The 24,586-nt window shown below is 70.1% G+C and carries 29 protein-coding genes and 2 pseudogenes; 17 read left to right on the top strand and 14 right to left on the bottom strand.

Going from position 1 to position 24,586, the window contains the following annotated elements:
* A pseudogene (locus JWN68_RS18270) lies at positions 1-583 on the bottom strand (A/G-specific adenine glycosylase); the annotation flags it as partial.
* An 80-nt stretch (positions 584-663) separates the two neighbouring features.
* Here JWN68_RS18270 and JWN68_RS18265 point away from each other — a divergent pair.
* Positions 664-1,452 (top strand): hypothetical protein, encoded by a 789-nt coding sequence (locus tag JWN68_RS18265; protein WP_297741613.1) that lies wholly within the window; start codon positions 664-666, stop codon positions 1,450-1,452.
* A 20-nt stretch (positions 1,453-1,472) separates the two neighbouring features.
* On the opposite strand, the gene disA is transcribed toward JWN68_RS18265, so the two are convergent.
* Both disA and radA read right to left on the bottom strand, forming a co-directional pair.
* The gene (disA, locus tag JWN68_RS18260) at positions 1,473-2,534 is read right to left on the bottom strand and encodes a DNA integrity scanning diadenylate cyclase DisA (RefSeq protein ID WP_297741615.1); all 1,062 of its coding nucleotides are present in this window, start codon (positions 2,532-2,534) and stop codon (positions 1,473-1,475) included.
* A gap of 61 nt (positions 2,535-2,595) precedes the next feature.
* Positions 2,596-4,014 (bottom strand): DNA repair protein RadA, encoded by a 1,419-nt coding sequence (gene radA / locus JWN68_RS18255; RefSeq protein WP_297741611.1) that lies wholly within the window; start codon positions 4,012-4,014, stop codon positions 2,596-2,598.
* 81 nt (positions 4,015-4,095) lie between these two features.
* Between radA and JWN68_RS18250 the strand changes: the two genes are divergently transcribed.
* Entirely contained in the window at positions 4,096-5,139 is a 1,044-nt protein-coding gene (locus tag JWN68_RS18250; RefSeq protein WP_297741609.1) for a LacI family DNA-binding transcriptional regulator, read from the top strand.
* Here JWN68_RS18250 and JWN68_RS18245 read toward each other — a convergent pair.
* From JWN68_RS18245 to JWN68_RS18235, 3 genes are all read right to left on the bottom strand, one after another.
* Positions 5,136-5,888, bottom strand: a complete 753-nt coding sequence (locus tag JWN68_RS18245) for a class I SAM-dependent methyltransferase (RefSeq protein ID WP_297741607.1) — start codon at positions 5,886-5,888, stop codon at positions 5,136-5,138. The genes JWN68_RS18250 and JWN68_RS18245 overlap by 4 nt on opposite strands.
* A complete protein-coding gene (locus tag JWN68_RS18240) occupies positions 5,813-6,451 on the bottom strand; it encodes a VOC family protein (RefSeq protein ID WP_297741605.1) in 639 nt (212 codons plus the stop codon). Before JWN68_RS18240 ends, JWN68_RS18245 begins: the two co-directional genes overlap by 76 nt.
* A gap of 74 nt (positions 6,452-6,525) precedes the next feature.
* Positions 6,526-7,302: a hypothetical protein gene (locus tag JWN68_RS18235; RefSeq protein WP_297741603.1), complete on the bottom strand. Its 777-nt coding sequence runs from the start codon at positions 7,300-7,302 to the stop codon at positions 6,526-6,528.
* Positions 7,303-7,356: 54 nt separating this feature from the next.
* Between JWN68_RS18235 and JWN68_RS18230 the strand changes: the two genes are divergently transcribed.
* From JWN68_RS18230 to proC, 8 genes and pseudogenes are all read left to right on the top strand, one after another.
* Entirely contained in the window at positions 7,357-8,298 is a 942-nt protein-coding gene (locus JWN68_RS18230) for a Ppx/GppA phosphatase family protein (RefSeq protein ID WP_297741601.1), read from the top strand.
* A complete protein-coding gene (locus JWN68_RS18225; RefSeq protein WP_297741599.1) occupies positions 8,295-9,083 on the top strand; it encodes a sugar phosphate isomerase/epimerase in 789 nt (262 codons plus the stop codon). Before JWN68_RS18230 ends, JWN68_RS18225 begins: the two co-directional genes overlap by 4 nt.
* Positions 9,083-9,673, top strand: coding sequence for a TetR family transcriptional regulator (locus JWN68_RS18220; protein WP_297741597.1), 591 nt, complete (start codon positions 9,083-9,085; stop codon positions 9,671-9,673). Before JWN68_RS18225 ends, JWN68_RS18220 begins: the two co-directional genes overlap by 1 nt.
* A gap of 107 nt (positions 9,674-9,780) precedes the next feature.
* Positions 9,781-9,993, top strand: a pseudogene (locus JWN68_RS18215) (ATP-binding cassette domain-containing protein); the annotation flags it as partial.
* Between the two features lie 103 nt (positions 9,994-10,096).
* Positions 10,097-10,426, top strand: coding sequence for an AAA family ATPase (locus JWN68_RS18210; RefSeq protein ID WP_297741595.1), 330 nt, complete (start codon positions 10,097-10,099; stop codon positions 10,424-10,426).
* A 71-nt stretch (positions 10,427-10,497) separates the two neighbouring features.
* Positions 10,498-11,160, top strand: coding sequence for an ABC transporter permease (locus JWN68_RS18205; RefSeq protein WP_297741593.1), 663 nt, complete (start codon positions 10,498-10,500; stop codon positions 11,158-11,160).
* Between the two features lie 44 nt (positions 11,161-11,204).
* A complete protein-coding gene (locus JWN68_RS18200; RefSeq protein ID WP_366519835.1) occupies positions 11,205-12,134 on the top strand; it encodes a proline dehydrogenase family protein in 930 nt (309 codons plus the stop codon).
* A 6-nt stretch (positions 12,135-12,140) separates the two neighbouring features.
* On the top strand, positions 12,141-12,956 hold the full coding sequence (gene proC, locus JWN68_RS18195; protein ID WP_297741589.1) for a pyrroline-5-carboxylate reductase: 816 nt from the start codon (positions 12,141-12,143) through the stop codon (positions 12,954-12,956).
* A 19-nt stretch (positions 12,957-12,975) separates the two neighbouring features.
* Here proC and JWN68_RS18190 read toward each other — a convergent pair whose 3' ends face one another.
* Genes JWN68_RS18190 through JWN68_RS18170 form a run of 5 tightly spaced genes read right to left on the bottom strand, consistent with a single transcriptional unit; the run spans position 12,976 to position 15,310 of the window.
* A complete protein-coding gene (locus tag JWN68_RS18190) occupies positions 12,976-13,476 on the bottom strand; it encodes a general stress protein (RefSeq protein ID WP_297741587.1) in 501 nt (166 codons plus the stop codon).
* A 31-nt stretch (positions 13,477-13,507) separates the two neighbouring features.
* On the bottom strand, positions 13,508-14,182 hold the full coding sequence (locus JWN68_RS18185) for a TetR family transcriptional regulator (protein WP_297741585.1): 675 nt from the start codon (positions 14,180-14,182) through the stop codon (positions 13,508-13,510).
* Positions 14,148-14,558, bottom strand: a complete 411-nt coding sequence (locus tag JWN68_RS18180) for a DCC1-like thiol-disulfide oxidoreductase family protein (RefSeq protein WP_297741583.1) — start codon at positions 14,556-14,558, stop codon at positions 14,148-14,150. The genes JWN68_RS18185 and JWN68_RS18180 overlap by 35 nt, the downstream gene beginning before the upstream one ends.
* 6 nt (positions 14,559-14,564) lie before the next feature.
* On the bottom strand, positions 14,565-14,981 hold the full coding sequence (locus JWN68_RS18175; RefSeq protein ID WP_297741581.1) for a hypothetical protein: 417 nt from the start codon (positions 14,979-14,981) through the stop codon (positions 14,565-14,567).
* 35 nt (positions 14,982-15,016) lie between these two features.
* A complete protein-coding gene (locus JWN68_RS18170; RefSeq protein ID WP_297741578.1) occupies positions 15,017-15,310 on the bottom strand; it encodes a hypothetical protein in 294 nt (97 codons plus the stop codon).
* 244 nt (positions 15,311-15,554) lie between these two features.
* On the opposite strand from JWN68_RS18170, the gene JWN68_RS18165 reads away from it, so the two are divergent.
* The 5 genes from JWN68_RS18165 to JWN68_RS18145 all read left to right on the top strand — a co-directional run bounded on the left by JWN68_RS18165 (position 15,555) and on the right by JWN68_RS18145 (position 19,551).
* On the top strand, positions 15,555-16,736 hold the full coding sequence (locus JWN68_RS18165) for an acetoin utilization protein AcuC (protein ID WP_297741576.1): 1,182 nt from the start codon (positions 15,555-15,557) through the stop codon (positions 16,734-16,736).
* Between the two features lie 178 nt (positions 16,737-16,914).
* Entirely contained in the window at positions 16,915-17,121 is a 207-nt protein-coding gene (locus JWN68_RS18160; RefSeq protein WP_297741574.1) for a helix-turn-helix domain-containing protein, read from the top strand.
* Positions 17,122-17,270: 149 nt separating this feature from the next.
* Entirely contained in the window at positions 17,271-17,372 is a 102-nt protein-coding gene (locus tag JWN68_RS18155; protein ID WP_008356322.1) for an AURKAIP1/COX24 domain-containing protein, read from the top strand.
* Between the two features lie 39 nt (positions 17,373-17,411).
* A complete protein-coding gene (locus tag JWN68_RS18150; protein ID WP_297741571.1) occupies positions 17,412-18,413 on the top strand; it encodes an NAD-dependent epimerase/dehydratase family protein in 1,002 nt (333 codons plus the stop codon).
* Positions 18,406-19,551, top strand: coding sequence for a 1-acyl-sn-glycerol-3-phosphate acyltransferase (locus JWN68_RS18145; protein ID WP_297741569.1), 1,146 nt, complete (start codon positions 18,406-18,408; stop codon positions 19,549-19,551). The genes JWN68_RS18150 and JWN68_RS18145 overlap by 8 nt, the downstream gene beginning before the upstream one ends.
* A 12-nt stretch (positions 19,552-19,563) precedes the next feature.
* On the opposite strand, the gene JWN68_RS18140 is transcribed toward JWN68_RS18145, so the two are convergent.
* From JWN68_RS18140 to JWN68_RS18130, 3 genes are all read right to left on the bottom strand, one after another.
* On the bottom strand, positions 19,564-20,835 hold the full coding sequence (locus JWN68_RS18140; RefSeq protein ID WP_297741567.1) for a DUF5667 domain-containing protein: 1,272 nt from the start codon (positions 20,833-20,835) through the stop codon (positions 19,564-19,566).
* A gap of 97 nt (positions 20,836-20,932) precedes the next feature.
* Positions 20,933-21,673, bottom strand: a complete 741-nt coding sequence (locus JWN68_RS18135) for a sigma-70 family RNA polymerase sigma factor (RefSeq protein WP_297741565.1) — start codon at positions 21,671-21,673, stop codon at positions 20,933-20,935.
* 98 nt (positions 21,674-21,771) lie between these two features.
* Complete coding sequence (locus tag JWN68_RS18130; RefSeq protein WP_297741563.1) at positions 21,772-22,602, bottom strand: HAD-IB family hydrolase; 831 nt, start codon at positions 22,600-22,602, stop codon at positions 21,772-21,774.
* A 111-nt stretch (positions 22,603-22,713) separates the two neighbouring features.
* Between JWN68_RS18130 and JWN68_RS18125 the strand changes: the two genes are divergently transcribed.
* Both JWN68_RS18125 and JWN68_RS18120 read left to right on the top strand, forming a co-directional pair.
* Positions 22,714-24,309, top strand: coding sequence for an AMP-binding protein (locus tag JWN68_RS18125; protein ID WP_297741561.1), 1,596 nt, complete (start codon positions 22,714-22,716; stop codon positions 24,307-24,309).
* Positions 24,306-24,548, top strand: a complete 243-nt coding sequence (locus JWN68_RS18120; RefSeq protein ID WP_297741559.1) for a glutaredoxin family protein — start codon at positions 24,306-24,308, stop codon at positions 24,546-24,548. Before JWN68_RS18125 ends, JWN68_RS18120 begins: the two co-directional genes overlap by 4 nt.
* Positions 24,549-24,586: the final 38 nt, after the last annotated feature.

The raw sequence follows: 24,586 nt of genomic DNA, 5'->3' as shown, positions 1-24,586 counted from the left end.
CGCGGGCCGTGCACACGAGGGCGCCGAGCTCCATGACGGCCACGGCCCAGGTCGCCGCTGTCGGCGCGTCATCGGGCAACAACCCCGACGCCACGTCGCGTTCGCCGCGCGTCACCGCTGGCGGCGGGAACTCGTTGGCACCGATAGCGCGGCCCAGCACTCGTCGGACGTTGGTGTCGAGCACGACGTGTCGCTGACCGAAGGCGAAGCTCGCGATCGCCGACGCGGTGTAGTCCCCGATGCCGGGAAGCGCCAGCAGTTCGGCGTACGTCGCAGGCACCTCACCTCCGTGAGCTGACACGATCGCCACCGCGGCGGCATGCAACCGGAGCGCTCGACGGGGGTAGCCCAGCCGACCCCACATGCGCACCGCCTCGCCCACCGGGTCGGCGGCCAGTGCAGGAGGCGACGGCCAACGCGCGAGCCACGCCTCGTGGATGGGGAGCACCCGGGCCACTGGGGTCTGCTGGAGCATGAACTCCGACACCATCACCGACCACGGTGACGCCGAGTCCGAGCGCCAGGGGAGCTCGCGTGCATGTCGGTCGTACCACCCGAGCACCGGGTCGTGGAGGTCGCTCATCCCCTGAATCGTAGGTGCTTTGCCCTGGGCGTCGGTGTGGCAGCACCACGCAGGATCCTCGGCTGTCTACGGTTGCGTCCATGCCCTCTTCGCCCCTCCAGACGCGTGGCCCGTTGCCCGCGCGCGTCTACTGGACGCGGCGGCTGGTGCTCCTGGGAGTCGCCCTCGTGTTGGTGGCGGGACTGGCCCGGATCCTCGGCGGCGCCAGTGACGGCTCCGACGCGGGAGCTGACAAGGCAACCACGGCAGGCGCGACGACGACAAGCACGACGACCCCGGAAGCATCAACGGAGCCGGTGCGTCGCAAGCGCAAGAAGAACCGGACCCCCACCGAGCCGCCCCTGGCCGAGCCGTCCGGTCCCTGCGTGAGCAGCGACATCGTCGCGACCCCGGTGATCGATACCGCTGCGGGCGCCACCGACGTGCCGATCACCCTCAACCTCCGCACGCTGCGGACCGCTGCCTGCACCTGGCGGGTGGCACCGGACACCCTGACCGTGTCGATCACCTCCGGCGACGACTTCATCTGGTCGAGCCGTGAGTGCCCCACCAGCATCGCCGTGCAGGACGTGGTCGTCAGGTCGGCGGTGGACACCCCCGTCGTGGTGACGTGGGACGACGCCCGCCGCTCCGACGAGGACTGCTCCGAGCTGGCCGACTGGGCGCGCCCGGGCTACTACCACGTGGAGGCGGCCGCCCTTGGTGGTGAGCCCGCCGACGTCCAGTTCGAGCTGGTCCCTCCGCCCCGCGCAGTCATCACCAAGACGGTCACCCCCAAGCCCGAGCCGACCTCGAAGGGCAAGGCTGACAAGCAGGGCGACACCGAGCACACCCCCGGCGAGCAGGGCGAGGGCAACTCCGAGGGCTGAGCAGTCGAGGTGCGGGTGAGTTAGATGTAGCGCTCCGTGATGCTCGACTCGGCCAGCCGGGAGAGGCCTTCGCGGACGCTCCTGGCGCGCAGCTCGCCGACACCCTCGACCGCCTGCAGGTCATCGATCCCGGCTGAGAGCAGCTGTTGGAGACCGCCGAAGTGCTCGACCAGACGGTCGACCACGGCTGCGGGCAACCGCGGCACCTTGGCGAGCAGCCGGTAGCCGCGGGGGGCGACGGCGCCGTCGAGGTGCTCGGCGGAGCCGAGGCCCAGCACCGTCGCCACGGCTCCCTGGTCGACGAGGTCGGTGGGGGAGAGGTTGGCGAGGTCGGCCAGCATCGTCTCTGGTGTGGTCTTGCGCTTCTTGCTGGCGGGCAGGTAGTCGCGGACGACGAGCTCGCGCTCGGCGTCCACGCCGGTGATGAGCTCCTCGAGCTGCAGCGACAGGAGTCGCCCGTCGGTGCCGAGCTCGAGGACGTAGTCATCGATCTCGCTCGCGATGCGGGTCACCATCTCCAAGCGCTGGGCGACCGCCGCGACGTCGCGGACGGTGACCAGGTCTTCGATCTCGAGGGCGGAGAGCGTCGCGGAGACCTCGTCGAGGCGGAGTTTGTAGCGCTCGAGCGTCGCCAGGGCCTGGTTGGCACGGGAGAGGATCTGGTTGGAACCCTCCAGGACGTGACGGATGCCGCCGACGTACGCGGCGATGGTCTGCATCGACTGCGACACCGAGATCACCGGGAAGCCGGTCTGGCGAGCCACCCGGTCTGCCGTGCGGTGGCGGGTGCCGGTCTCCTCGGAGGGGATCGTGTGGTCGGGCATCAGGTGGACCGCCGCGCGGTGGATGCGGTTGACGTCCTTGTCCAGGATGATTGCGCCGTCCATCTTTGCGAGCTCGCGCAGTCCGGTCGCGGTGAAGGGGACGTCGAGGGTGAAGCCACCCGTGCCGATCGAGTCGACCGTCTTGTCGATGCCCAGCACGATCAGTGCGCCGGTGCGCCCACGCAGGATGCGCTCGAGACCGTCTCGAAGGGCGGTGCCGGGCGCGATCTCCGCCAAGGTCGCACGCAGACGTCGCATCTCATCGGTCGGCTCCGCCAACGTAGGTCCTTCCCCCAGACGTGCGCGGTCTCGCGCGCGGTCAGTCTAGGGGACTTCGACCGCGTCGATCGCCGGTGGTGACCTGTGCCGTGCGGAGAGCGGAGAACACCGACGACACGTCGAGGACCGTCATCCCGTCCACGTCGCGACTCATCGGTCGGTGGGGATCGTCGGTGGCACCCGGCTCGCACGGGACGATGGCCACGCGGAAACCGAGCCGGGCCGCCTCCGCGAGCCGTTGGGGCAGGTCGCGGACCCGTCGCAGCTCGCCCGCCAGCCCGATCTCACCCATGGCCACGACTCCCTTGGGCGGCGCCAGCCCGGTGGTCGAGCTGGCGATGGCGATCGCGATCGCGAGGTCTGCTGCCGGCTCGGTGATCCGCGCGCCACCGACCGTCGAGGCGAAGACGTCGTGCTGGTGCAGCTTGGCCCCGGCGTGCTGCTGCAGCACGGCGAGGATCATCGCGACGCGTGATCCGTCGATGCCCGAGGTGGTCCGTCGCGGCCTCTCCAGGGGTGAGGGCGTCACCAGTGCCTGGACCTCGGCGAGCATCGGACGTCGTCCTTCCATCGTCACCGCGACGCAGGTGCCCGGGACCTCCGAGGAGTGGTGCTCGACGAAGAGCCCGGTCGGGTCGGTGACTGCCCGGATCCCGGCGGGGGACAGGTCGAAGCAACCCACCTCGTCGACGGGGCCGAACCGGTTCTTCATCGCGCGCACCATCCTGAAGCGCGAGTTGCGGTCGCCCTCGAAGTGGAGCACGACGTCGACGAGGTGCTCGAGGACCCGAGGACCTGCGATGGACCCGTCCTTGGTGACGTGTCCGACGATCACCGTCGTGATGTTGCGGGTCTTGGCGACCCGGATGAGCGCGGCCGCGACCTCCTTGACCTGGGTCACCCCGCCAGGCACGCCCTCGATCCCACTCGCCCCGATGGTCTGGATGGAGTCGATGACCAGCAATGTGGGCCGGACCTGCTCGATGTGCGTCAGGACGGCGCCGAGGTCGGTCTCAGCGGCGAGGTAGAGCTCGTCGTGCACGCCCCCGGTGCGGTCGGCGCGCAGCCGGACCTGGGAGGCCGACTCCTCGCCGGTGACATAGAGGGTGCGGGTCCGGACCCGGGCGGTCTGGGCAGCGACCTCCAGCAGCAGGGTGCTCTTGCCGACGCCCGGCTCGCCCGCGAGCAGGATCGCCGCCCCCGGCACGAGGCCACCGCCCAGCACCCGGTCGAGCTCGGGGACGCCGCTCGTGCGGAACTTCGAGTCCTCCACGGAGACCTGCCCGATCGGGACGGCCGGGGTCGTCACCGGTGACGCGGCCGTGCGCATGGTCGTCGCGGCGCTCTCGGCCACCGATCCCCACGCCTGGCACTCGCCGCAGCGACCGACCCACTTGGAGGTCTCCCAGCCGCACTCCGTGCAGCGGTGGGCGGGCCGGGCCTTGGCGGTTTTGCTCATGCGCTGAACGGTAGGCGACGGCACCGACAGGCCCTGCCCCCGTTATGCTGCAGCTGGATTGGAACGATCAAGGAGTCGTTGATGTCGCGCACGGAGCCTCGAGCCACCGGGTTCATCCCTGTCTCGCCGCCGACGCTCGCGGACGTCGCCGAGCGCGCCGGGGTCTCGCGCCAGACGGTGTCCAACGCCGTCAACAACCCGGACCTGCTGCGCCCCGGCACCCTCGAACGCGTGCGTCAGGTGATCGAGGAGATGGGCTACTCGCCCAACCGCGCCGCCCGCAACCTCCGCACCCGCAGCTCGCAGCTGATCGGGCTCCGCGTCGCTCCGGCCCAGGAGGGGACGGCCAACGCGATGATGGATCGCTTCGTCCACACCCTGGTCGACACCTCGGCCGAGGCGGGCTACCACGTGCTGCTCTTCGCCGGGGACAACGAGGACCCGGTCGGCGGCTACGAGAACCTCATGCGCTCGACCGCCGTCGATGCCTTTGTCGTCACCGACACCTATCTCGGCAACCCGCAGGCGGCGTGGCTCTCCGAGCACCGTGCCCCGTTCGTCGCGTTCGGCCGTCCCTGGGACGACCCCGCAGCCACCCACCCGTGGGTCGACGTCGACGGGGCCGCCGGCACCCGGCTGGCCACCGAGCACCTGCTCGCGAAGGGCCACACGCGGATCGCCTGGATCGGCTGGCGCAAGGACTCGCCGATCGGTGAGGACCGCCGGGCGGGCTGGTTGGGCGCGATGCACGACGCCGGGCTCCCCACCACCGGGCTCGCCTCCCGGGTGGAGGACTCCGTCCAGAGCGGAGCAGGGGCCGCGGCCGTGCTCCTCGACGAGTCGGCGCCGACTGCGTTCGTCTGCGCATCCGACACCTTGGCGATGGGTGTGCTGCACACGCTGTGGATCCGCCAGCTCGCTCCCGGCACCGACATCGCCGTCGTCGGCTTCGACGACTCGCAGGTGGCGCAGGTCTTCCCCGTCGGGCTGACCTCGGTGCGCCAGCCGCTGGAGGACGTCGCCGTCGCGATCGTGCGCGCCCTCGAAGACCTGCTGAGCCACCTGCCGGCGACGACGTCAGGCGTGCTGCTCACCCCCACCCTCGCCGTTCGCGAGTCCAGCTAGAAGCGGCGCCACCACACGTTCACGGCGTAGTCGACAGACGTCCCCTCGTGCTCGGCCAGGATGGCGTCCGCGAGGTCGGGGGCGAACTCGATCCGCACGACCGACTCCAGGTCCGCGCGACGCTCGAACGACCAGCCCATCTCGACAGGCATGCGGGTCCACCCGCGGACCGACCAGAAGCGCTCGACGACGTCCGGGTCGATCTCGGGGCAGCCCCGCCTGAACCACCCGCCGAAGGTCGAGCGGGACGCGTCGTTGTCCACGACGAACGCAGTCCCGCCGCGGGCCATCACGCGGTCGAGCTCGCCGAGACCGGGCTCGCAGCCGGGGCCGAAGAAGTAGGCCCAGCGCGCCTGCATGACGTCGATGCTGCTGTCTGCGACCGGGAGGGCCTGCGCCGTACCGACCTCGACCGAGACGTTGCGCATCCGGCGAGTACGCCGCCGCGCCAGCGCCACGAGGTCCCGGTGCGGCTCGACCCCGACGACCGTCGCAGCCCTGCCTGCCCAACCCGGCAGGTGGAACCCGGTCCCGCAACCCACGTCGAGGAATCGTGCCGCGTCCCAGGACGCGACCGACGCCATCGCGGCCTCGATCCGCCCGTGCGGGTCGGCTGCCCGGTTCTCGAGCTCGTAGGTCGCCGGGTGGTACCAGATGTTCGGCGACGGGATGGTCAGAGCCGGACCAGTCCTGACGGGGTCTGGAACTGCGCCGCCAGGATGCCCGGGGTGCCGTTGGGGGCGACCCACTCGACCTTGACGTCCTCGAGGGGTGCCTCGACGCTCTGGCCGAGCCACTCGCTCACGCGCTGCGGGTCACCGGCGATCTCGAGGGTGGCGAGACAGAAGTCCGGGTCGGCTCCGTTGCTCGGGTGCATGTCGGGCGCCGTCTCCCACTTGACGAAGAACGGCAGCTGCGGGTCGGTGATGAGGCTGTTGACGCCGAGCTGCTGCCACAGCAGCTCCTCCCCGGTGGGGAGATGACGGTTGCCCTTGACGGCCTCGCGGCCCAGACGAGTCTCGAGTGCGGCGATGTCGTCGACCGCGACGACCCAGCCCAGCCAGCCGCCGCCGGCAGCGGAGCGGGCGCGGACGGCCTGGCCGAACGGCGCCTTGTCGGAGGCCGGGTGGTCGAGGCACTCCACGATCTCGAGGTAGTTGCCCCCGTCCAGCGGCATGGTCATGTTTCGGGTGCCGAAGCGAGGGTGCACCCCACCGTCGGTGAACTCCTTGCCGAGCAGGCCCCCAAGGCGCTGGGCGGTGCTGGCGAGACCATCAGGTCCGGCTGCGAAAGAGAGGTGGTCCAGGCGCATGCAGGCATTCTTATCCCGCGGTCCGCGGCGCCCACACCGGGGGTCGTCTTTTCTTGACGTCGAGAAAGTTGGGCTCAGCGAGGGTCTGCCGGATGCAGCGCCAGCGCGGACCGCGAGCGCACATGCGCCTCCGCGTGCCGGACGAGCTCGGCATAGGCTCGCTCGCCCATCAGCTCGGTCAGCTCGGGTGCGTGGGTGACGAAGACCGCGTCGACGGCGACGTGGGCCTCGGTGTTCCCCGAGCAGTACCAGTCGAGGTCGTGCCCCCCGGGTCCCCAGCCGCGCCGGTCGTACTCACCGATCGACACCTCGGTGTAGGAGGTGCCGTCCTGACGTTCGACCGTGCGGTAGGTGCGCCGGATCGGCAACTGCCAGCAGACGTCGGGCTTGGTCTCCAGCGGGTTGCGGCCCTGCTCGAGCGCGAGGCCGTGGAGCGCACAACCGGCGCCGCCCGGTCCGACTCCGGGCCCGAAGTCGGCACGGTTGTGGAACACGCACGCGCCCTGGCCCGCGTGCTCGCGGGTGCGCGTCTTCCGCTCGCCGTCGTCGTCCTTCTCGATCCAGTCGCTCTTCTTGACGGGTCTGCCGGGGTGGAACTGCCACTGGTCAGGGGTGAGCTGGGCGACGTACGCCGCGACGCGCAACTCGTCGTCCTTGTCCGCGAAGTGCGCGCCCAGGGTGCAGCACCCGGTGTCGGGCGCGTCCGCGTAGATCCCCTGGCAACCCTGGCCGAAGATGCACATGTAGCTCGACGTCAACCAGGTCAGGTCGCACCGGAAGACCTGGTCCTCGTCGGCGGGATCGAGGAACTCGACGTAGGCACGGGGAAACACGAGGTCGACTTCAGGCACCACGTGATCCTACGGGCGGCCATGTCCATCAGGCTTCCCTAGTAGTTTGGACCCATGCGTCTGGGCGTCCTCGACATCGGCTCCAACACGGGGCACCTCCTCGTGGTGGATGCGCACGGCGGTGCGGCGCCCCTCCCGGCCTTCTCGCACAAGCAGGCCCTGCGGCTCGCCGAGCACCTCGACGACCGGGGGGCGGTGACACCGGCGGGCATCGAAGCGCTCACCGAGTTCTGCGCCTCAGCGGTCCGCGTGGCCGAGGACAAGGGGTGCGAGGACATGCTCGGGTTCGCCACCTCAGCAGTGCGTGACGCCGTCAACTCCCACGACGTGCTGGCCCACGTCAAGGCCGTCAGTGGGGTCGACCTCGAGGTGCTCTCCGGCGAGGACGAGGCCCGACTGACGTTCCTCGCCGTACGCCGGTGGTTCGGGTGGTCTGCGGGCCGGCTGGCGATCTTCGACATCGGTGGCGGCTCGCTGGAGATCGCCGGCGGCGCCGACGAGTCTCCCGACGTCGCGTGGTCGCTGCCGCTCGGTGCCGCTCGGTTGGCGCGGACGTGGTTCGCCCGCGACCGCCCCGACGACGAGACGGTCCGCCGGCTGCGTCGGGAGATCCGCACTGAGATCGCCCGTGACGCCGGCAACCTGCTCCGTCCCGGTCCGCCGGACCACGCGGCGGCCACGTCGAAGACCTTCCGGTCGCTGGCCCGCATCTGCGGCGCCGCCCCCAGTGGCGACGGCGCCCTCGTCCCTCGCGTGCTGGAGCGCCAGACCCTCGCCGAGTGGATCCCCAAGCTGATCTCGCTGTCCGCCGAGGAGCTGGCCGACCTGCCGGGGGTCTCGCCGAGCCGGACGCACCAGATCGTCCCGGGCGCTCTGGTCGCCGAGGCGTGCATGGACATCTTCGACCTGCCCGCCCTCGAGATCTGTCCTTGGGCGCTGCGCGAGGGCGTCATCCTCGAGCGCCTCGACCAGATCTCGGTGCTGGGGCGCCCGTGACCCTCATCGCCCTGTCCACCGCATCGGTCTATCCGGAGTCGACCGCCCACGCCTTCGGCTATGCGGCCCAGACCGGCTACGACGCCGTCGAGGTGATGGTCGGCATCGACGCGCTCTCGCAGCAGACGGCGGCCATCAAGCAGCTGGTGGAGCACCACGAGATGCCGGTGTGCGCCATCCATGCGCCCTGCCTGCTCTGGACGCAGCGGGTGTGGGGCACCGAGCCCTGGGGGAAGCTCGAACGCTCCGCCGAGCTCGCCGCCGACGTCGGGGCCGACGTTGTCGTCGTCCACCCGCCGTTCCGCTGGCAGAAGGACTACGCCGCCGGCTTCGTCGACGGCATCGCAGCTCTCGAGGCCTCGACCGGCATCGCCTTCGCCGTGGAGAACATGTACCCGTGGCGTGCGTCGTCACGTCGAGGAATGGAGATGTACCTCCCGGGCTGGGACCCGAGCGAGCAGCACTACGCCAACACCACGATCGACCTCTCGCACGCTGCCATCGCCGGCTCGGACGTGATCGAGATGGCCGAGCGCATGGGAGACCGGCTCCGTCACGTCCACCTCACCGACGGCAGCGGCTCGGCCAAGGACGAGCACCTCGTGCCGGGCCGCGGCGTGATGCGAGCCGCGGCCTTCCTCTCCCACCTCGCCGAGCGCGAGTTCGACGGCCACATCGTGTTGGAGATCAACACCCGCAAGTGCACCAGCCGGGCCGAGCGCCTGAAGGACCTCAGCGAGTCGCTCGACTTCGCCCGTCAGCACTTCGCCATCCGAACACCCTGATGACCCGGCCCTCGCCGGGTCGCCGTCCGGGCGGCCCGGACACCCGTGCCGATGTGCTCGCGGCTGCTCGGCGGAGCTTCGCCGAGAAGGGCTTCCGGGGTACGACGATCCGCGCCGTGGCCGCGGAGGCGAGTGTCGATCCGTCGTTGGTGCACCACTACTTCGGCACCAAGGACGCTCTGTTCCTCGCCGCGATGGAGCTGCCGGTCGACCCTCGCGAGGTCCTCGGACCACTGATCGACGGGCCGGTTGAGACGGTGGCGGAGCGCTTTGTCGGCGCCTTCGTGGCGGTGTGGGACGACCCGGCCCTCCAGCCGGCCCTGCTCACGGTGGTGCGCAGTGCGCTCGAGCCCGGCGGCGACCGGTTGTTCTCCGAGGGCTTCCTGCCTCTCATCGTCCAGCCGGTCGGCGTCGCGCTCGGCCTGGATCGTCCCGAGTACCGGATGACGCTGCTGGCCAGTCAGGTGCTGGGGCTGATCCTCATGCGATACGTGCTCCGCGTGGAGCCACTCGCCTCGATGCCCCCGGCCGTCCTGATCGCCACCTACGCCCCCACCATCCAGCGCTACCTCACCGGCGAGCTGCCCTGACGCCTTGACAGCGTCGAGGGACGGCACACGATTCAACACATGGTGAATAACGTCATCGCGATCGACGCCCTCCGGGTCGCTCGCGGCGGCCGGGAGGTGCTCCCGGTCTGAGCCTCGACGTCGGCCCGGGCGTCACCGGCCTGCTGGGTCCGAGCGGGTGCGGCAAGTCGACCCTGATGCGCTCCGTCGTGGGCGTCCAGAAGATCGATGCCGGGACCGTGGAGATCCTCGGCCTGCCGGCAGGCTCCCCGTCGCTTCGCAACCGCGTCGGCTACCTCACCCAGGCCCCGAGCGTGTACGACGACCTGTCCGTCGCCGAGAACCTCCGCTTCTTCGCCCGCGGCTCAGCGTGCCCGGGGACATCGACCGAGTCGTCGAGGAGGCGACCGCGTCCGTCGACCTGGGCGACCACCGCGACCAGGGGTGGGCCGGCTCAGCGGCGGGCAGCGTTCGCGCGCCAGCCTGGCGGTCGCCCTGCACGGCAAACCCGACGTGCTGGTCCTGGACGAGCCGACCGTGGGTCTCGACCCGGTGCTCCGTCGGGACCTCTGGGCCTTGTTCCACCGGATCGCCGCTGGCGGCACGGCCGTGCTGGTCTCCAGTCACGTGATGGACGAGGCCGAACGGTGCGACCAGCTGGTGCTGATGCGCGACGGCCGGGTGATCGCGAGCGGGTCGCCTGCCGACATACGCGGCGAGGCCCACGACAGCGAGGCCGCGTTCCTGCGGATCGTCGAAGGAACTCCCCCGTGAGGCCCAGCACCATGCTCGCCGTCGCCGGCCGCGTGCTCACCTAGGTCCGCCGCGACGGCCGGACCCTGGTGATGCTGCTGGTGGTCCCGTGCGCCCTGATCAGCCTGCCGTGGTGGATGTTCGAGGACCTTCCCGGCAACTCGTTCGACCGCTTCGGGCCAGGGCTGCTCGCGCTGTTCCCCTTCATCGTGATGTTCCTGGTCACCAGCGTCACGACGCTGCGGGAGCGCAGCAGCGGCACCCTGGAGCGCCTGCTCGCGATGCCCATGGGCAAGCTCGACTTCCTGCTGGGCTACGCCCTCGCCTTCGGCGCGATCGCGGCGGTGCAGGCCAGCCGGGCGGTAGGCGTCAGCGTCGGGCTGCTCGGGCTCGACGTGAACGGTCCCGTCTGGCTGCTCGGGATCGTTGCCGTCGTCGACGCGGTGCTCGGCACCGCACTCGGCCTGTTCGTCAGCGCCTTCGCGCGGAGCGAGTTCCAGGCGGTGCACTTCATGCCGCTCGTGGTCATCCCGCAGCTCCTGCTGTGCGGGCTCTTCGTGCCGCGAGAGGCGCTGCCGCCCGTGCTCGAGGCCATCAGCGACGTCCTGCCCCTCTCCTACGCCATCGACGCGATGCAGGAGCTCGTCGGTGCGGCCGACGAGTCCTTGGTATGGCGCAACATCGCCGTCGTCCTAGGGTTCGCGATCGCCGGGCTCGCGCTCGGGGCGGCGACCCTGCGGCGGCGTACGGCCTGACTGGGTCGGTCGGGGCGCTTCGGCGTAGCCTTGACTCCATGCCACTGCTTCGTCGACCGATTCTCCTGCTCGCCAAGAGCGACGTCGTCAAGAACCTCGTCAGCACGATGCCGGTGTCCTCCGGCATCGTCACCAGTCACGTCCCGGGCGAGACCACCGAGTCGGCCGTCGACGCGACCGCTCGGCTGATCGACGACGGACTGCGCGTCACCTTGGACTTCCTCGGCGAGGACACCTTGGACGCAGCCCAGGCCGAGGCGACGGTCGCCGCCTACAAGGACGTCCTCTCGGAGCTCGCTCGACGCGGTCTGGCCGGCAAGGCCGAGGTGAGCGTCAAGCTCTCGGCGGTGGGCCAGGCGCTGCCCGAGAACGGGGAGAAGGTCGCCCTCGAGAACGCCCGCGAGATCTGCCGCGCCGCGCGCAACGCCGGCACCACGGTCACCCTGGACATGGAGGACCACACCACCACCGACTCGACGCTGGCGATCCTGCGCGAGCTGCGCAAAGACTTCCCCGAGACCGGTGCCGTGCTCCAGTCCATGCTCCACCGCACCGAGGCCGACTGCCGCTCGCTCGCCTACGAGGGCTCCCGCGTGCGGCTGTGCAAGGGCGCTTACCACGAACCCGACTCGGTGGCGTTCCAGGACAAGCTCGACATCGACAAGTCCTACGTCCGCTGCCTCAAGGTCCTGCTGGCGGGTCAGGGCTATCCGATGATCGCCAGCCACGACCCTCGGATGATCCAGATCGCGTCGTCGCTGGCCAGCCGGCACGGCCGCCGCCCGGGCACCTACGAGTTCCAGATGCTCTATGGCATCCGGCCCGACGAGCAGAAGCGGCTGGCGAAGACAGGGGAGACCGTGCGGGTCTACCTCCCCTACGGCCAGGAGTGGTACGGCTACCTCATGAGACGCCTCGCCGAGCGTCCGCAGAACCTGACATTCTTCCTGCGCTCCCTCGTCTCGAAGAAGTAGGCACCCATGCCCGTGCGCGCCACCCAGACGGCCATCATTGGCGCCGGCGTGATGGGCGAGACCCTCCTGTCAGGCCTCGTCCGCGCCGGCCGCCGCGTCGACCTCCTCCTCGTCGGGGAGAAGCGCGCCGAGCGGGGGCGTGAGCTGGAGGAGCGGTACGGCGTCTCGGTGGTGTCCAACATCGAGGCCGCCCGCAAGGCCGACACCGTCGCGCTCGTCGTCAAGCCGCAGGACATGGCAGCAGTGCTCGAGGAGATCGCGCCGGAGCTGCGTCCCGGCCAGCTCCTCGTGAGCCTGGCCGCCGGCATCACCACGGCCTTCATCGAGTCGCGGGTGCCCGAGGGTGTCGCGGTCGTCCGGGTCATGCCCAACACGCCTGCGCTCGTCGACGAGGGGATGGCGGCGATCTCGCCCGGCTCCCACTGCGACGAGGCACACCTCGCCGAGGCCGAGGCGCTGCTCGCCTCCACCGGTCGCGTCGTGCGGGTGCCCGAGAAGCAGCAGGACGCCGTCACTGCGATCAGTGGCTCGGGCCCGGCCTACATCTTCTTCGTGGTGGAGTCGATGATCGAGGCAGGCGTCCACCTCGGCCTGCCGCGCGCCACCGCCACGGAGCTGGTGATCCAGACGCTCTACGGCTCGGCCAAGATGCTCCGGGAGACCGGCACCCACCCTGTCGTCCTGCGCGAGCAGGTCACCTCACCCGGTGGGACCACGGCCTCCGCACTGCGAGAGCTCGAGGTGCACCGGGTCCGTGCCGCCTTCCTCGCCGCCATGCAAGCCGCCCGGGACCGTTCCCGCGAGCTGGCCGAGGGCTCCTGAGGTCTGCTCGGACGGCCCCTCAGGCGTAGGGGTCGGGCAGCAATCCCGGCGCCGCTGCCAGGATCGCCCGTGCCGACTCCCGGTGCTTGTGCTCGACCAGCACCTCGTACCTCGTGGCCACCACGGCCGTCACCGAGCTGAAGTCGCGCCGACCGCGCGTCGCGGCGTAGCCGGTCAGGGCCCACACGACCCCGAACAGGGCGCCGAAGAGCGCCGTGGACACCAGGATGCCCAGCACGCCGCCGTCCTCGGCCCACAACGCGAAGACCAGGCCCACGAAGACGCCGAACCACAGCCCGGTGACAGCGCCCGCGAGGCCCACGCGGCCCCAGGTGAGCCGCCCGGTGACGCGCTCGATCCGCTTGAGGTCCGTACCGACGATCAGCAGGTTCTCGACCGGGAACTCCTTGTCCGAGAGGTGGTCGACCGCGCGCTGTGCCTCGTCGTAGGTGTCATAGACGGCCAGCGACTGCGGGAAGTCCAGATCGAGGCCGGCGGCGCGCTTGCCTGAGGTGTCCATGCGTCAAGTGTGGCACCGGCGTGGAGGCGGCTCAATCGTCGAGGTAGTCGAGCAGCGCCACGACGTCGTTGACGACACCCCGCACGACCGGCAGCCGCGAGAGCCGTCCGAGCTTGTCGACGAGCGGGACAGCGCCCGAGACGAGCGCCAGGGTGCGCTCCTGCCCGGGACTGCGATCGTGCACCCAGAAGAGCACCATGCCCATGTGCAGCAGCCACAGCAGCTCGGGCAGCCGGGGCCGCAAGGAGCTGGCGACCTTCAGGTCGGAGCCCTCGACCACGTCGCGGAAGATCGCCGTGCTTGCAGCCCGGGCGTCTGCCGACTCGGGGGAGAAGGGGGAGAGCGGGCTGGTCGGGTCGGCGGCGTTCTTGAAGAAGGTGCCTGCGAACTCGTGGTACGGCGCAGCGACCTCGACCCAGACGGTGAGCACCCCGCGCAACCGCGCCGCGAAGTCGGTCTCGGTCTCGAGGACCTCCCGTGCCGCGGACAGGTGGTCGTCCTGCATCTGGCCGTAGAACGCCTGGATCAGGTGTTCCTTGCCGCTGAAGTAGTAGTAGGCGCTGCCGAGCGAGACGCCGGCCGCATCGGCGATGCCACGCATCGTCGCTCCCTCGAAGCCGCGGGTGCGGAAGAGATCCATGGCTGCGGCCACGATGGTGGCCCGGGTCTGCTCAGCCTTGGGGGTTCGGGGCGCAGGTTCCGACACAGTCGTCAGGGTAGTCACCTCCCGAGGTCGACTGCCGGGTCGTGCCCTTGCGGAGCCCGGCTGCGAGATGGGCGGCGCCTTTGGCGAGCGGCAGACGCGACGGCCGGGCCAGGCTCTCCGCCAGGGCTCGATGGGCAGCGGTCGCCCACAGGCACATCACCCACGCGTGTCCATCCGTCCAGACCTCGCCGGCGTCGCTGACCACGGGGATCTCCTCGAGCGTCCGCCCGTGGTCCAGCGACGGGAACCTGTGTCGGGCCGCCACCGAGCCGGCCGGGACGAGGTCCAGCTCGACCAAGAGCGCCAGCTGGTCGAGCCAGGTCCCGAACCTCTGGCACAGGCCACATCGGTCGTCGTACAACACTGCCAACCGCATCGCGGATCATCTCGGGTAGGCGGGCTGGTGCGAGGCGACGTAGTGCTGCGGCGGGAGTGGCGGTGTCCGCAGGCCCTCCATCCGGACCCGGCGGCGGATCGAGTTGAACACGTAGACGTTGGTGAAGTGGATCAGTCCCAGGACGACCATGACGGCGCCGACCTTGACGCTCACCACCTCGATCAAGGTCGCGAGGTCGACGACGAGGCTGCCGGTGCGGAGGTAGAGCATCACGAAGCCGACGTCGAGGAGGTAGAAGCCGACGACGAGCATCTTGTTGATCGCGTCGGCGAGGGCCTTGTTGTCGTCGAAGACGTCCTCGAGGAAGACGCGGCCATTGGTCGACAGCGTGCGGGCGACCCAGATCGTGAGTGGCACGGTCACGGCGAGGTAGGTGAAGTAGGAAGCGGCGGGCCAGTCCACGGTGAGCTCTTTTCGGAGGAGGTGGGCGGTGACGTCTAGATGGAGGAGGCAAGCCGGTAGCCGAGCGTCCCGACCGCCAGCGCGGACCCGAAGCCGATCAGGATGCCGACGGGGTGGAACGCGAAGAGGATCGTGGCCACGGGAAGGGTGATCAGGCCGGTCGAGAAGCACCACAGGAAGGCGCGTTCGCGCGTCTGCTGTGTGGTCAGGCGGCTGCCCACGAGGAGGGCCATCGCGAAGCCGACAACGAGGCCGATGACCACACCGAAGACAGCTCCGAGCCTCAGTCCGAGAACGGCGGAGGCCAGGTCGAGACCGTAGCCGTCCATCGCCGACCCGACCACGAACAGCGTCGCCCCTACCCCGGCGCCACAAAGCGGCCCGAGGACCAGTCCGGCTCCGAGCCATCCGGGCGCAGGGCTCCACCGGGGTGCGTACGACGGTGTCCATGGATCCTGCACCGGCTGCCTCCATTGAGGTGAACGTGTTCAGAACTGATGGTGACACACTTTCTGAACACGTTCAACTCGCCCGGCGCCGTCTGTCTCCGGCAGGCGGCGATAGGTTCCACCCATGCTCGAATGCTCCGGACCGGCGTCGGTCGTCTTCGATCCGTCGCTGACCGAATACAACTTCGGGCCGGACCACCCCATGTCGCCGATCCGGCTCGACCTGACGATGCGGCTCGCGGGATCCCTCGGCATCCTCGACCACCTGACCGTCGTGCCCGCCCCGATGGCCGACGACGACCTCATCGCCACGGTGCACAGCCGGGAGCTGATCGCGGCTGTCACCCGGTTGGGGACCGACGGAGGCGAGGACCTCAAGCACGGGCTCGGCACTGACGACAACCCGGTCTTCCACGACATGCACCTGGCCGCCGCCCACGTGGTCGGCGCCACCGTCGAGGCCTTCCGGCAGGTGCTGAGCGGGGAGTCCCTGCACAGCGCCAGCGTCACCGGCGGCCTGCACCACGCGATGGCCGACCGCTCGAGCGGCTTCTGCATCTACAACGACATCGCCGTCGGGATCCAGACGCTGCTCGACCAGGGTGTCGAGCGCGTCGCCTACGTCGACATCGACGTCCACCACGGCGACGGCGTGGAGAAGATCTTCTACGACGACCCGCGGGTGCTCACCATCTCCCTGCACGAGACCGGGCAGATGCTCTTCCCCGGCACCGGCTTCGCCCAGGACTCCGGGGGCGTGGGCGCCGAGGGCAGCGCGGTCAACGTCGCCCTGCCGCCCGGCACGGCTGACGGGGGCTGGCTGCGCGCCTTCCACGCCGTCGTTCCGCACGTGCTGCGAGAGTTCCAGCCCCAGATCCTCGTGTCCCAGCACGGCTGCGACTCGCACATGGAGGATCCGCTGGCGCACCTGATGCTGAGCGTCGACGGGCAGCGTACGGCGTACCTCGCTCTCCACGAGCTCGCCCACGAGCTGTGTGAGGGCAAGTGGGTGGTCACCGGGGGTGGTGGCTACGCGCTCGTCGAGGTGGTGCCGCGCGCCTGGAGCCACCTGCTGGCGATCGTCGCCGGGCGCCCGTTGGAGCCGACGACCGAGACGCCGGCCGACTGGCGAGCCCATGTCCTGGAGGCCACGGGTCGGACGGCGCCATACCGCCTGACCGACGGCCGTACCCCCGCCTATCGCGACTGGTCGGGCGGCTACGACCCAGCGACCTGGCTCGATCGCGAGATCATGGCCACGCGCACCGCGGTCTTCCCGCTGCACGGGCTCGACCCCCATCACTGAGGCCGCTTCGGAGCGCTTGAAGGGTCAAATCAACCCGACACGCCGGACGTCCCTCATGTTTCTCTAGTAACACCCTTCCTCATGGGCCACATTGGCCCTATTGTCACCTCCAGAGCGCCACGAATTCGTGACACCGGTGGGGAAGCCGGTGCCGTTGCGCAGAAGGAACGGTGCACCGATGGCTGCCAACACCCCTGGAGACATGTCCGACGTCGTCTTCCTGACGATTGCTGAGGTCGCGGCCAAGATGCGCGTCTCGAAGATGACCGTCTACCGCCTCGTCCACGGCGGCGAGCTGCCGGCCGTCCGGGTCGGCCGGTCGTTCCGGGTGACCGAGGACGACGTCAACGAATACCTGCGCAAGAGCTTCTACAACGCCGGCTGAGCTTCACCCGCCTCGCGCCGTGTGGGTGATCGGACACCGATTCTCGCGCGTCCGGCCCGCACAGTAGGCTGTCTGCGTCGTGCGGGCAGTCGCCTGGGCGCCGGGGGCGCATCTCGTTGCGTCCGCGCAGGTTCGTGAAAGGTTCTTTCGTGGGTTCAGTCATCAAGAAGCGGCGCAAGCGCATGGCCAAGAAGAAGCACCGCAAGCTTCTGAAGAAGACGCGCGTGCAGCGTCGCAAGCTCGGCAAGTAACCACTCGCCGCACTCACACTCAGCTGAGGTCGACAGGTCATGGGACGGGTCGTGCTGGTCACCGGGATCTCCCGGCACGTGGGTCGCCGCTTCGCGCGCGCAGCCGCCAGCGACCCTTCCATCGACCGCGTCATCGGCGTGGATGTCGTCCCACCTCGCGGTGACATCGGCGACGTCTCCTTCGTGCGCGCCGACATCCGCAGTCCCGTCATCGCCAAGGTGCTGGCGAAGGAGGACGTCGACACCGTCGTCCACATGAGCGTCATCGCCACCCCCGGCTCGGCCGGCGGTCGCAACACGATGAAGGAGCTCAACGTGATGGGCACCATGCAGTTGCTCGCTGCATGCCAGAAGTCGCCCATCGTCAAGCACCTGGTCGTGAAGTCGACGACCACGATGTACGGCGCCAGCTCACGCGACCCCGCGATGTTCACCGAGGACATGGGGCCCAAGAGGCTGCCCAGCTCCGGATACGCCAAGGACGTCTACGAGGTCGAGGGCTACGTCCGCGGCTTCGCCCGCCGGCGTCCCGACGTGACGGTCACCACGCTCCGCGCCGCCAACGTCATCGGCCCCCACGTCGTCAGTCCCCTCACCAGCTACTTCCGGCTGCCCGTGCTCCCGCGCGTGATCGGCTTCGACCCGCGCCTGCAGTTCCTGCACGAGGACGACCTGCTCGGCGTGCTCAAGCACGCCGTCGTCAGCGGCGTCCCCGGCACCTTCAACGTCGCCGGCGACGGCATCCTCATGCTGTCCCAGGCGACCCGTCGCTTGGGCAAGCCGAGCGTGGCCATGCCCGGCTTCGCCGTGGGCCGCCTCGGGTCCGTGCTGCGGCAGGCTCGGGTCGCCGACTTCTCACCCGAGCAGCTCGGCTTCCTGACCTTCGGTCGCGGCGTCGACACCACCCGGATGCGTGAGGTGCTCGGCTTCGAGCCCCGGTTCACCACCGCTTCGGCGTTCGCCGACTTCGGTGTCTCCCTCGGGGTTCCGGTGCGCGGCCCCGTGCTGGGACCAGCCTCGGGGGGAGTGGCACATGTCTGACGCCGGCAGCTCGGATGCGCAGATCATTCCCATCGGCACCAACGGTCGCCCCGGCCGCGGCACCGGGCGGGAGCGTCCGTCTGCTGCCGCCCGCAGCCTCGCCGGCGGCCCGAAGAAGCGGACGCCCAAGCCGAAGGCGCCGGCTCCCGAGCAGAGGACGCAGGAGCAGGAGCCTGCTCCCACGCCCGCCGCCGTCCCTGTGACGCGGGCGCCCATCACGACCGAGGAGCGGCACCCACTCGCGGGCGTGCCCGTCGGCGACTGGCTCGCCGCCTTCCAGGACGCCGCGTTGGAGGTGTTCGGGGACCAGTGGGAGCGTCGGCTCGCCGAGATGATGGCCTTCATGCGGCGCCGACTTGCCGGTGAATACGTCGTCGACGAATACGGCTTCGACGCCGAGATCACCGAGCGGTTCCTGATGGCCGCCCTGCGCCCGATCGCCCAGAAGTGGTTCCGGGTCGAGGTGCGCGGTGTCGAGAACATCCCCGCCACCGGCGGCGCCCTCGTCGTGTCCAACCACTCCGGCACCGTCCCGGTGGACGGACTGATGACCATGGTCGCCATCTACGACGAGACGGGGCGCTTCCTGCGACCGCTCGGGGCCGACCTGGTCTTCGAGATGCCGTTCATCAGCTCGATGGCCCGGAGGAGCGGTGCCACCCTGGCCTGCGGTGAGGACGCCGAGCGGATGCTCTCCGGCGGTGAGCTCGTCGGCGTGTGGCCCGAAGGGTTCAAGGGCATCGGGAAGCCGTTCAGCGAGCGCTACAAGCTCCAGCGGTTCGGACGCGGGGGCTTCGTCTCCGCCGCCCTGCGCACCGGCGTGCCGATCGTGCCGCTGTCGGTAGTGGGTGCGGAGGAGATCTATCCCATGGTGGGCAATCTCCCGTCGCTGGCGCGGCTCCTCGGCATCCCCTACATCCCGATCACCCCGTTCTTCCCGCTGCTGGGACCGTTGGGGCTGGTACCGCTGCCGTCCAAGTGGCTGCTGGAGTTCGGCGAGCCGATCCGCACCGACTCCTACGACGCGAGCGAGGCCGAGGACCCGATGCTGGTCTTCAACGTCACCGATCAGGTGCGCGAGACCATCCAGCAGACGCTCTTCGCGCTGCTCCGCGAACGCGAGAACGTCTTCCGCTGACCGGGTGCCAGGTCAGGGCAGCGTCGGCGGGGAGATGCCGTCGAGGGTGTCGTCCAGCTGCTCGAGCGTCCCGTCGACGGCCGTGCCCACGCCGTTGGTGACCTCGTTGGTCACCGGCAAACCTGACGTGGCGTCGTCGAGGTCGCCCGTGAGCAGCTTGGTGACCTCGTTGACGGGCTGCTGGACGTCGGTCCCGGCGCCCGGGAGCTTGGTCCCCTCCCGGGTCTTGGTCCCGGTCCCCTTCCCGGTCCCGTTGCCGTTGGTCGGGCTGGACGTCGGCGTCGGTGTCGTCGTCGCGCCGGGGTCAGGGACCGTCAGGTCGGGCACCTCGACGCCGTCCACGTCCTGTCCCGAGATCGGGGCGGGGGTGACGGCAGGGGCCTCGGGCTGGAACGGCTTGTTCAGTGCCGGGTCCTCGCTGGACGCGACGATGAGCCATCCCACGTCCTGCGAGGAGACGACACCGGCGAGCAGGTTGGACGGGATGGAGGCAGGCACCCCGCCACACGCGGGACACACCTCGCTCGCCCGGCGGTCGATGTCGCTGAGCCTCTCGGCTGCTGCGACCAGCTCTTCGCGTGACGACACGGGGAGCGCGCTCTGGAGGGTGGCGAGACGGTCGATGCTGGTCTCGGCGAACGTACGCAGATCGATGATGACCGCCTCGTCACCGGTCTCGTCGTAGGCCGTCAGCAGCACCGAGGACGCTTCGCTGGCCTGGTCGCTGAAGGTGTCGAGCGTGGAGCCGATCGCGCTCTGGCTGGCAAGGTTGCTGCGGTCGGCCAGCTCGTCGATCTCGTCGAGCCGTCCTTGAGCATGGGCAAGCATGGCCTCGCCCTTGGCGGCGTCGCTGCCGGCGATGCGGGTCTCGACGTCCTCGAGTGCGCGCTTCACCGGGTAGAGCGACTCCCCGGGCAGTGCGGGCTGGGCTGCGACCGCCATTGAGGCGGTGGCTCCGATGAGCGCGGCACCACCCAGCACGGCGGCCACCCGGCGGTCGCGGCTCCTGGCCCGGACCGGCAGGGAGATCCGCTGTTCAGCGGCCGTGAGCGAGCCGACGGACTGGGGGAGCAGGGCGGTCTCGGCCTCGACCATCAGGCGGGATCGCAGGTCGGCGACGAACTCGGGACGCGGCTGGAGCTGCGGGATCGAGCGGAGGTCGCGGACGACCGCGAGCAGGTTGGCGAACTGCCGGGCATCACGCTCCGTCAGCGGCGTCGAGGGGTCGCTGAGAGCCGAGTTGAACTCATCGGCTCTTCGGCGTACCGAGAACGGCCCTGTCATCGCGATCTTCCTTGCTTCAGCTGGCCGTCTCGCACGGCCGGTCGGTGCCCCTCCACCCAGCCAAACGAGGCTGGGGGCTGGAAGGTTACGGCCCCGATCATGAGTCCCTCATCCCTTCGGGCATCAGCTTGGCGAGGTTGCGGACCCCCCGGAGCTGGAGCTGCTTGACGGCGCCGTCCGAGCGGCCCAGGGCGAGAGCCGTCTCGGCGATGCTCATGCCCTGGAGGAAGCGCATGATGAGGCACTCCCGCTGCTCGTTGGGCAGCTCGCTGAGGGCGGTCAGCAGGACCTCGTTGGTGAGCCCGGCCAGCACCTCGGCCTCCGGGCCCTCGGTCGCGTCGTCGTGGAGGCCCATGTCCTCGGTGGTCATCTCGAGACGGGTGCGCCCGGCCTTGAAGTGGTCGGTCGTGAGGTTGCGGGCGATCGTCGTCAACCAGGCGCCGAAGTCCCGGCCCTGCCAGCGGAAGTTGTTCATGCTGCGCAGGGCCCGGAAAAACGTGTCGGACGTGAGGTCCTCGGCCAGGCTCGCCGAGCGGGTGCGGTAGTAGAGGAACCGGTAGACCGAGGGCTGGTAATGGTCGTAGAGCAGGCCGAATGCTTCCTTGTCGCCGCCGCGGGCCAGCTCGACCAGGGCGATGAGCCGCGCGCGCTCTGCCTCGTCCTCCTCGGAGGAGGCTGCCTGGTCGGCGTCACCGAAGCCGCCGGGAGTGGTGGCGGCGGGCAGTGACGCCTCGCTCATCAGGACACCGAGAGCGGGGGCGGAAGCCGGCACGAGGGAGAGGGCGACGGCGCGGCGCAGGGCATCGAGGCCGGCCGCGAACTCCGTGTCACCCCACATGACTCTGCCAACCCTCCCAGGTGCGGCCAGCATCGTGGCCAAGACTGCAGGATATGCGGAGGCCGGTCCGATGGGAACCCACGTGGGGGTGGCGAGCGTCAGTGACGACGGGAGCGGACGGCCGCGCCGGCCGCGAGGGCGCCGCTCACACCACCGGCGGCCGCCGCGACGAAGAAACCTGCCCGAGCGGCACGCCGACCGGTGCGGTAGTCGCGGATCCGCCAGCCCTGGGCCTTGGCGTAGGCGCGCAGCCGGGCGTCGGGGTTGATGGCGCACGCGTCGCCGACCATCGACAGCATCGGCAGGTCGTTGAACGAGTCGGAGTAGGCCGAGCAGCGGCCCAGGTCGAGGTTCTCGCGCAGGGCGAGCGCCTTGACAGCCTCGGACTTCGCCGGCCCGTGCAGCAGGTCACCGACGAGCCGCCCGGTGTAGACGCCGTCCTCGTGCTCCGCGACGGTGCCCATCGCACCGGTGAGGCCCAGGCGCCGCGCGATGATCGAGGCGATCTCGATGGGGGCTGCGGTGACCAGCCAGACCCGCTGGCCCTGATCGAGGTGCATCTGAGCAAGCGCCCGTGTGCCCGGCCAGATGCGGTGGGCCATCCCCTCGTCGAAGATCTCCTCACCGATCTCCTCGAGCTCGGTGACCGTGTGGCCGGCGATGAAGCTCAAGGCGGAGTTGCGCGCCTCGGCGACGTGCTCGGGATCCTCGACGCCCACCAGCCGGAAGTAGGTCTGCTTCCAGGCCGCCCCGACGATCTCGCGCGTGGTGAAGAAGTCGCGGCGGTGCAGCCCGCGAGCGAAGTGGAAGATGCTGGCGCCCTGCATGAGGGTGTTGTCGACGTCGAAGAATGCCGCTGCCGTGAGGTCGCTGGGCATGTTCAGCGCCGTCTCGACGTCCGCAGCCGCAGCCGCCGCCTCCCCGGCCATCGTCGAACGCTGTTGCAGGTTCGGTCGGCGGGTCCTGTCAGGCGGTGTCACGACCGTCAGCGTAGACCGGAAGCACCTTCCCAGGGGTGAAGCGTGTGGAAGTATCGGCCCATGCCGCAGATCGACGTCGCAGACCTGGTGCTGAACGCGTCGGTGGAGGCGCCGGACCGCCTGGCACTGGTGGAGTCCGAGGGTCGGGGCCGCACCTGGCTCGAGCTCGAGAACGAGGTCGCGTCGCTGGCGACCGGGCTGGGTCGCCTCGGGATGCTGGCCGGACACCGGGTCATGATCGTGATGGGCAACCGGGTCGAGTTCGTCAGCAGCTATCTCGGCGTGCTGCGAGCCCAGGTGGTCGCCGTACCGGTCAACCCGCGCTCGACCGCCGACGAGCTCGCGCGGATGATCGCCGACTCCGGGACGCGTCTGGTCATCACTGATCCGGGTGCGTTGTCCGCCGTACGCACCGCGTGCGCCGACGTCGACGCCGCCCTGGACGGGGAGCCGACCGATCTCGACGACGACCTCGTCGCTCGAGCACAGCACCCCCGGATCGTCGTGATCGACGAGGTGCCCGCCGAGGGCGAGGTGCCGTTTGCCGACCTGGTCGCGACGGCGGCGATCCCCGTGCCGCCGCTCCCCGACCCCGAGAAGCTCGCCGCCCTCCTCTACACCAGCGGGACCTCCGGACGGCCGCGGGCGGCGATGCTGACCCACCGCGCGCTGATGTCCAACCTGGACCAGGTCGGCCGGATCGACCCGCCCATGATCCACGGGGACGACGTCGTGCTGGGCGTGCTCCCCCTCTTCCACGTCTACGGCCTCAACGCGGTGCTCGGCGGCGTCCTCCGGCACCGCGCCAAGCTCCTGCTCGTCCAGCACTGGGACCCCGCCGGGGTGCTGGACCTCATCGAGGACGAGGCGGTCAGCGTGGTCCCGATCGCGCCACCCGTCTTCGCCCAGTGGCGAGCGATCGAGGACCTCGCCGACCGGCTGGGACCGGTCCGGCTGGTCCTGTCGGGCTCCGCCCCGCTGACGCGCGACGTCATCGAGGAGTTCACCGCCCTCACCTCCATCCCCGTCCACCAGGGCTACGGGCTGACCGAGGCCTCACCCGTGGTGACCAGCACCCTGTGCAGCGTGGAGGTCCAGAACGGCTCGGTCGGCGCAGCGCTGCCCGGCATCGAGCTGAGGCTCGTCGACGCCCGGGGCGGGTTCGCCAGTGGTGACGACCCCGGCGAGATCCAGGTCAAGGGTGACAACCTCTTCAGCGGCTACTGGCCCGATGGGGCCGGGGGCCCGAGCGAGGCGGGCTGGTGGTCGACCGGCGACGTGGGGATCCTCGACCACACGGGCGACCTCTTCCTCGTCGACCGGATCAAGGAGCTCGTCATCGTCAGCGGCTTCAACGTCTACCCCTCCGAGGTCGAGGACATCATCCGCGAGGTCCCCGGTGTCCTCGACGCTGCGGTGATCGGGGTCGAGGACGCAGAGACCGGAGAGGCGGTTGTCGCCTACGTCGTCACGACCGGCGCGGACGACGAGCTCGCCGAGAGCGTCCGCCAGCACGCCGCCGTACGCCTCGCCCGCTTCAAGCAGCCCACGCGCATCGAGGTCGTCGACCAGCTGCCGCTGACCGTCACCGGCAAGGTGCAGAAGGGCCGGTTGCGGGGGATCGAGCGGCGGCGCGCCCTGGGTCTGTTGGAGTGAGCCAGCCACGCGTCACCCTGTACGGCCGCGCGAGCTGTCACCTTTGTGACGGCGCCAGGGAGGTCATCGCGGCCGTCTGTGCCGAGCTGGGCGAGTCCTTCGCCGAGATCGACATCGACACCGACGCAGGCCTGCAGGAGCGCTTCACCGAGGAGGTGCCGGTGACGTTCGTCGACGGCAAGCAGCACGACTTCTGGCGGGTCGATCCGGATCGCCTGCGAGCTGCCCTCCGGAGCTGATCCTTCCCCGCCACCCCGGTGCCGGTGGCACTTCTCAC

The organism is Nocardioides sp. (genome assembly GCF_025964975.1).
Lineage (GTDB): Bacteria > Actinomycetota > Actinomycetes > Propionibacteriales > Nocardioidaceae > Nocardioides.
The sequence above is the reverse complement of the archived record's forward strand: the minus strand, read 5'-3'. Positions and strand labels throughout refer to the sequence as shown.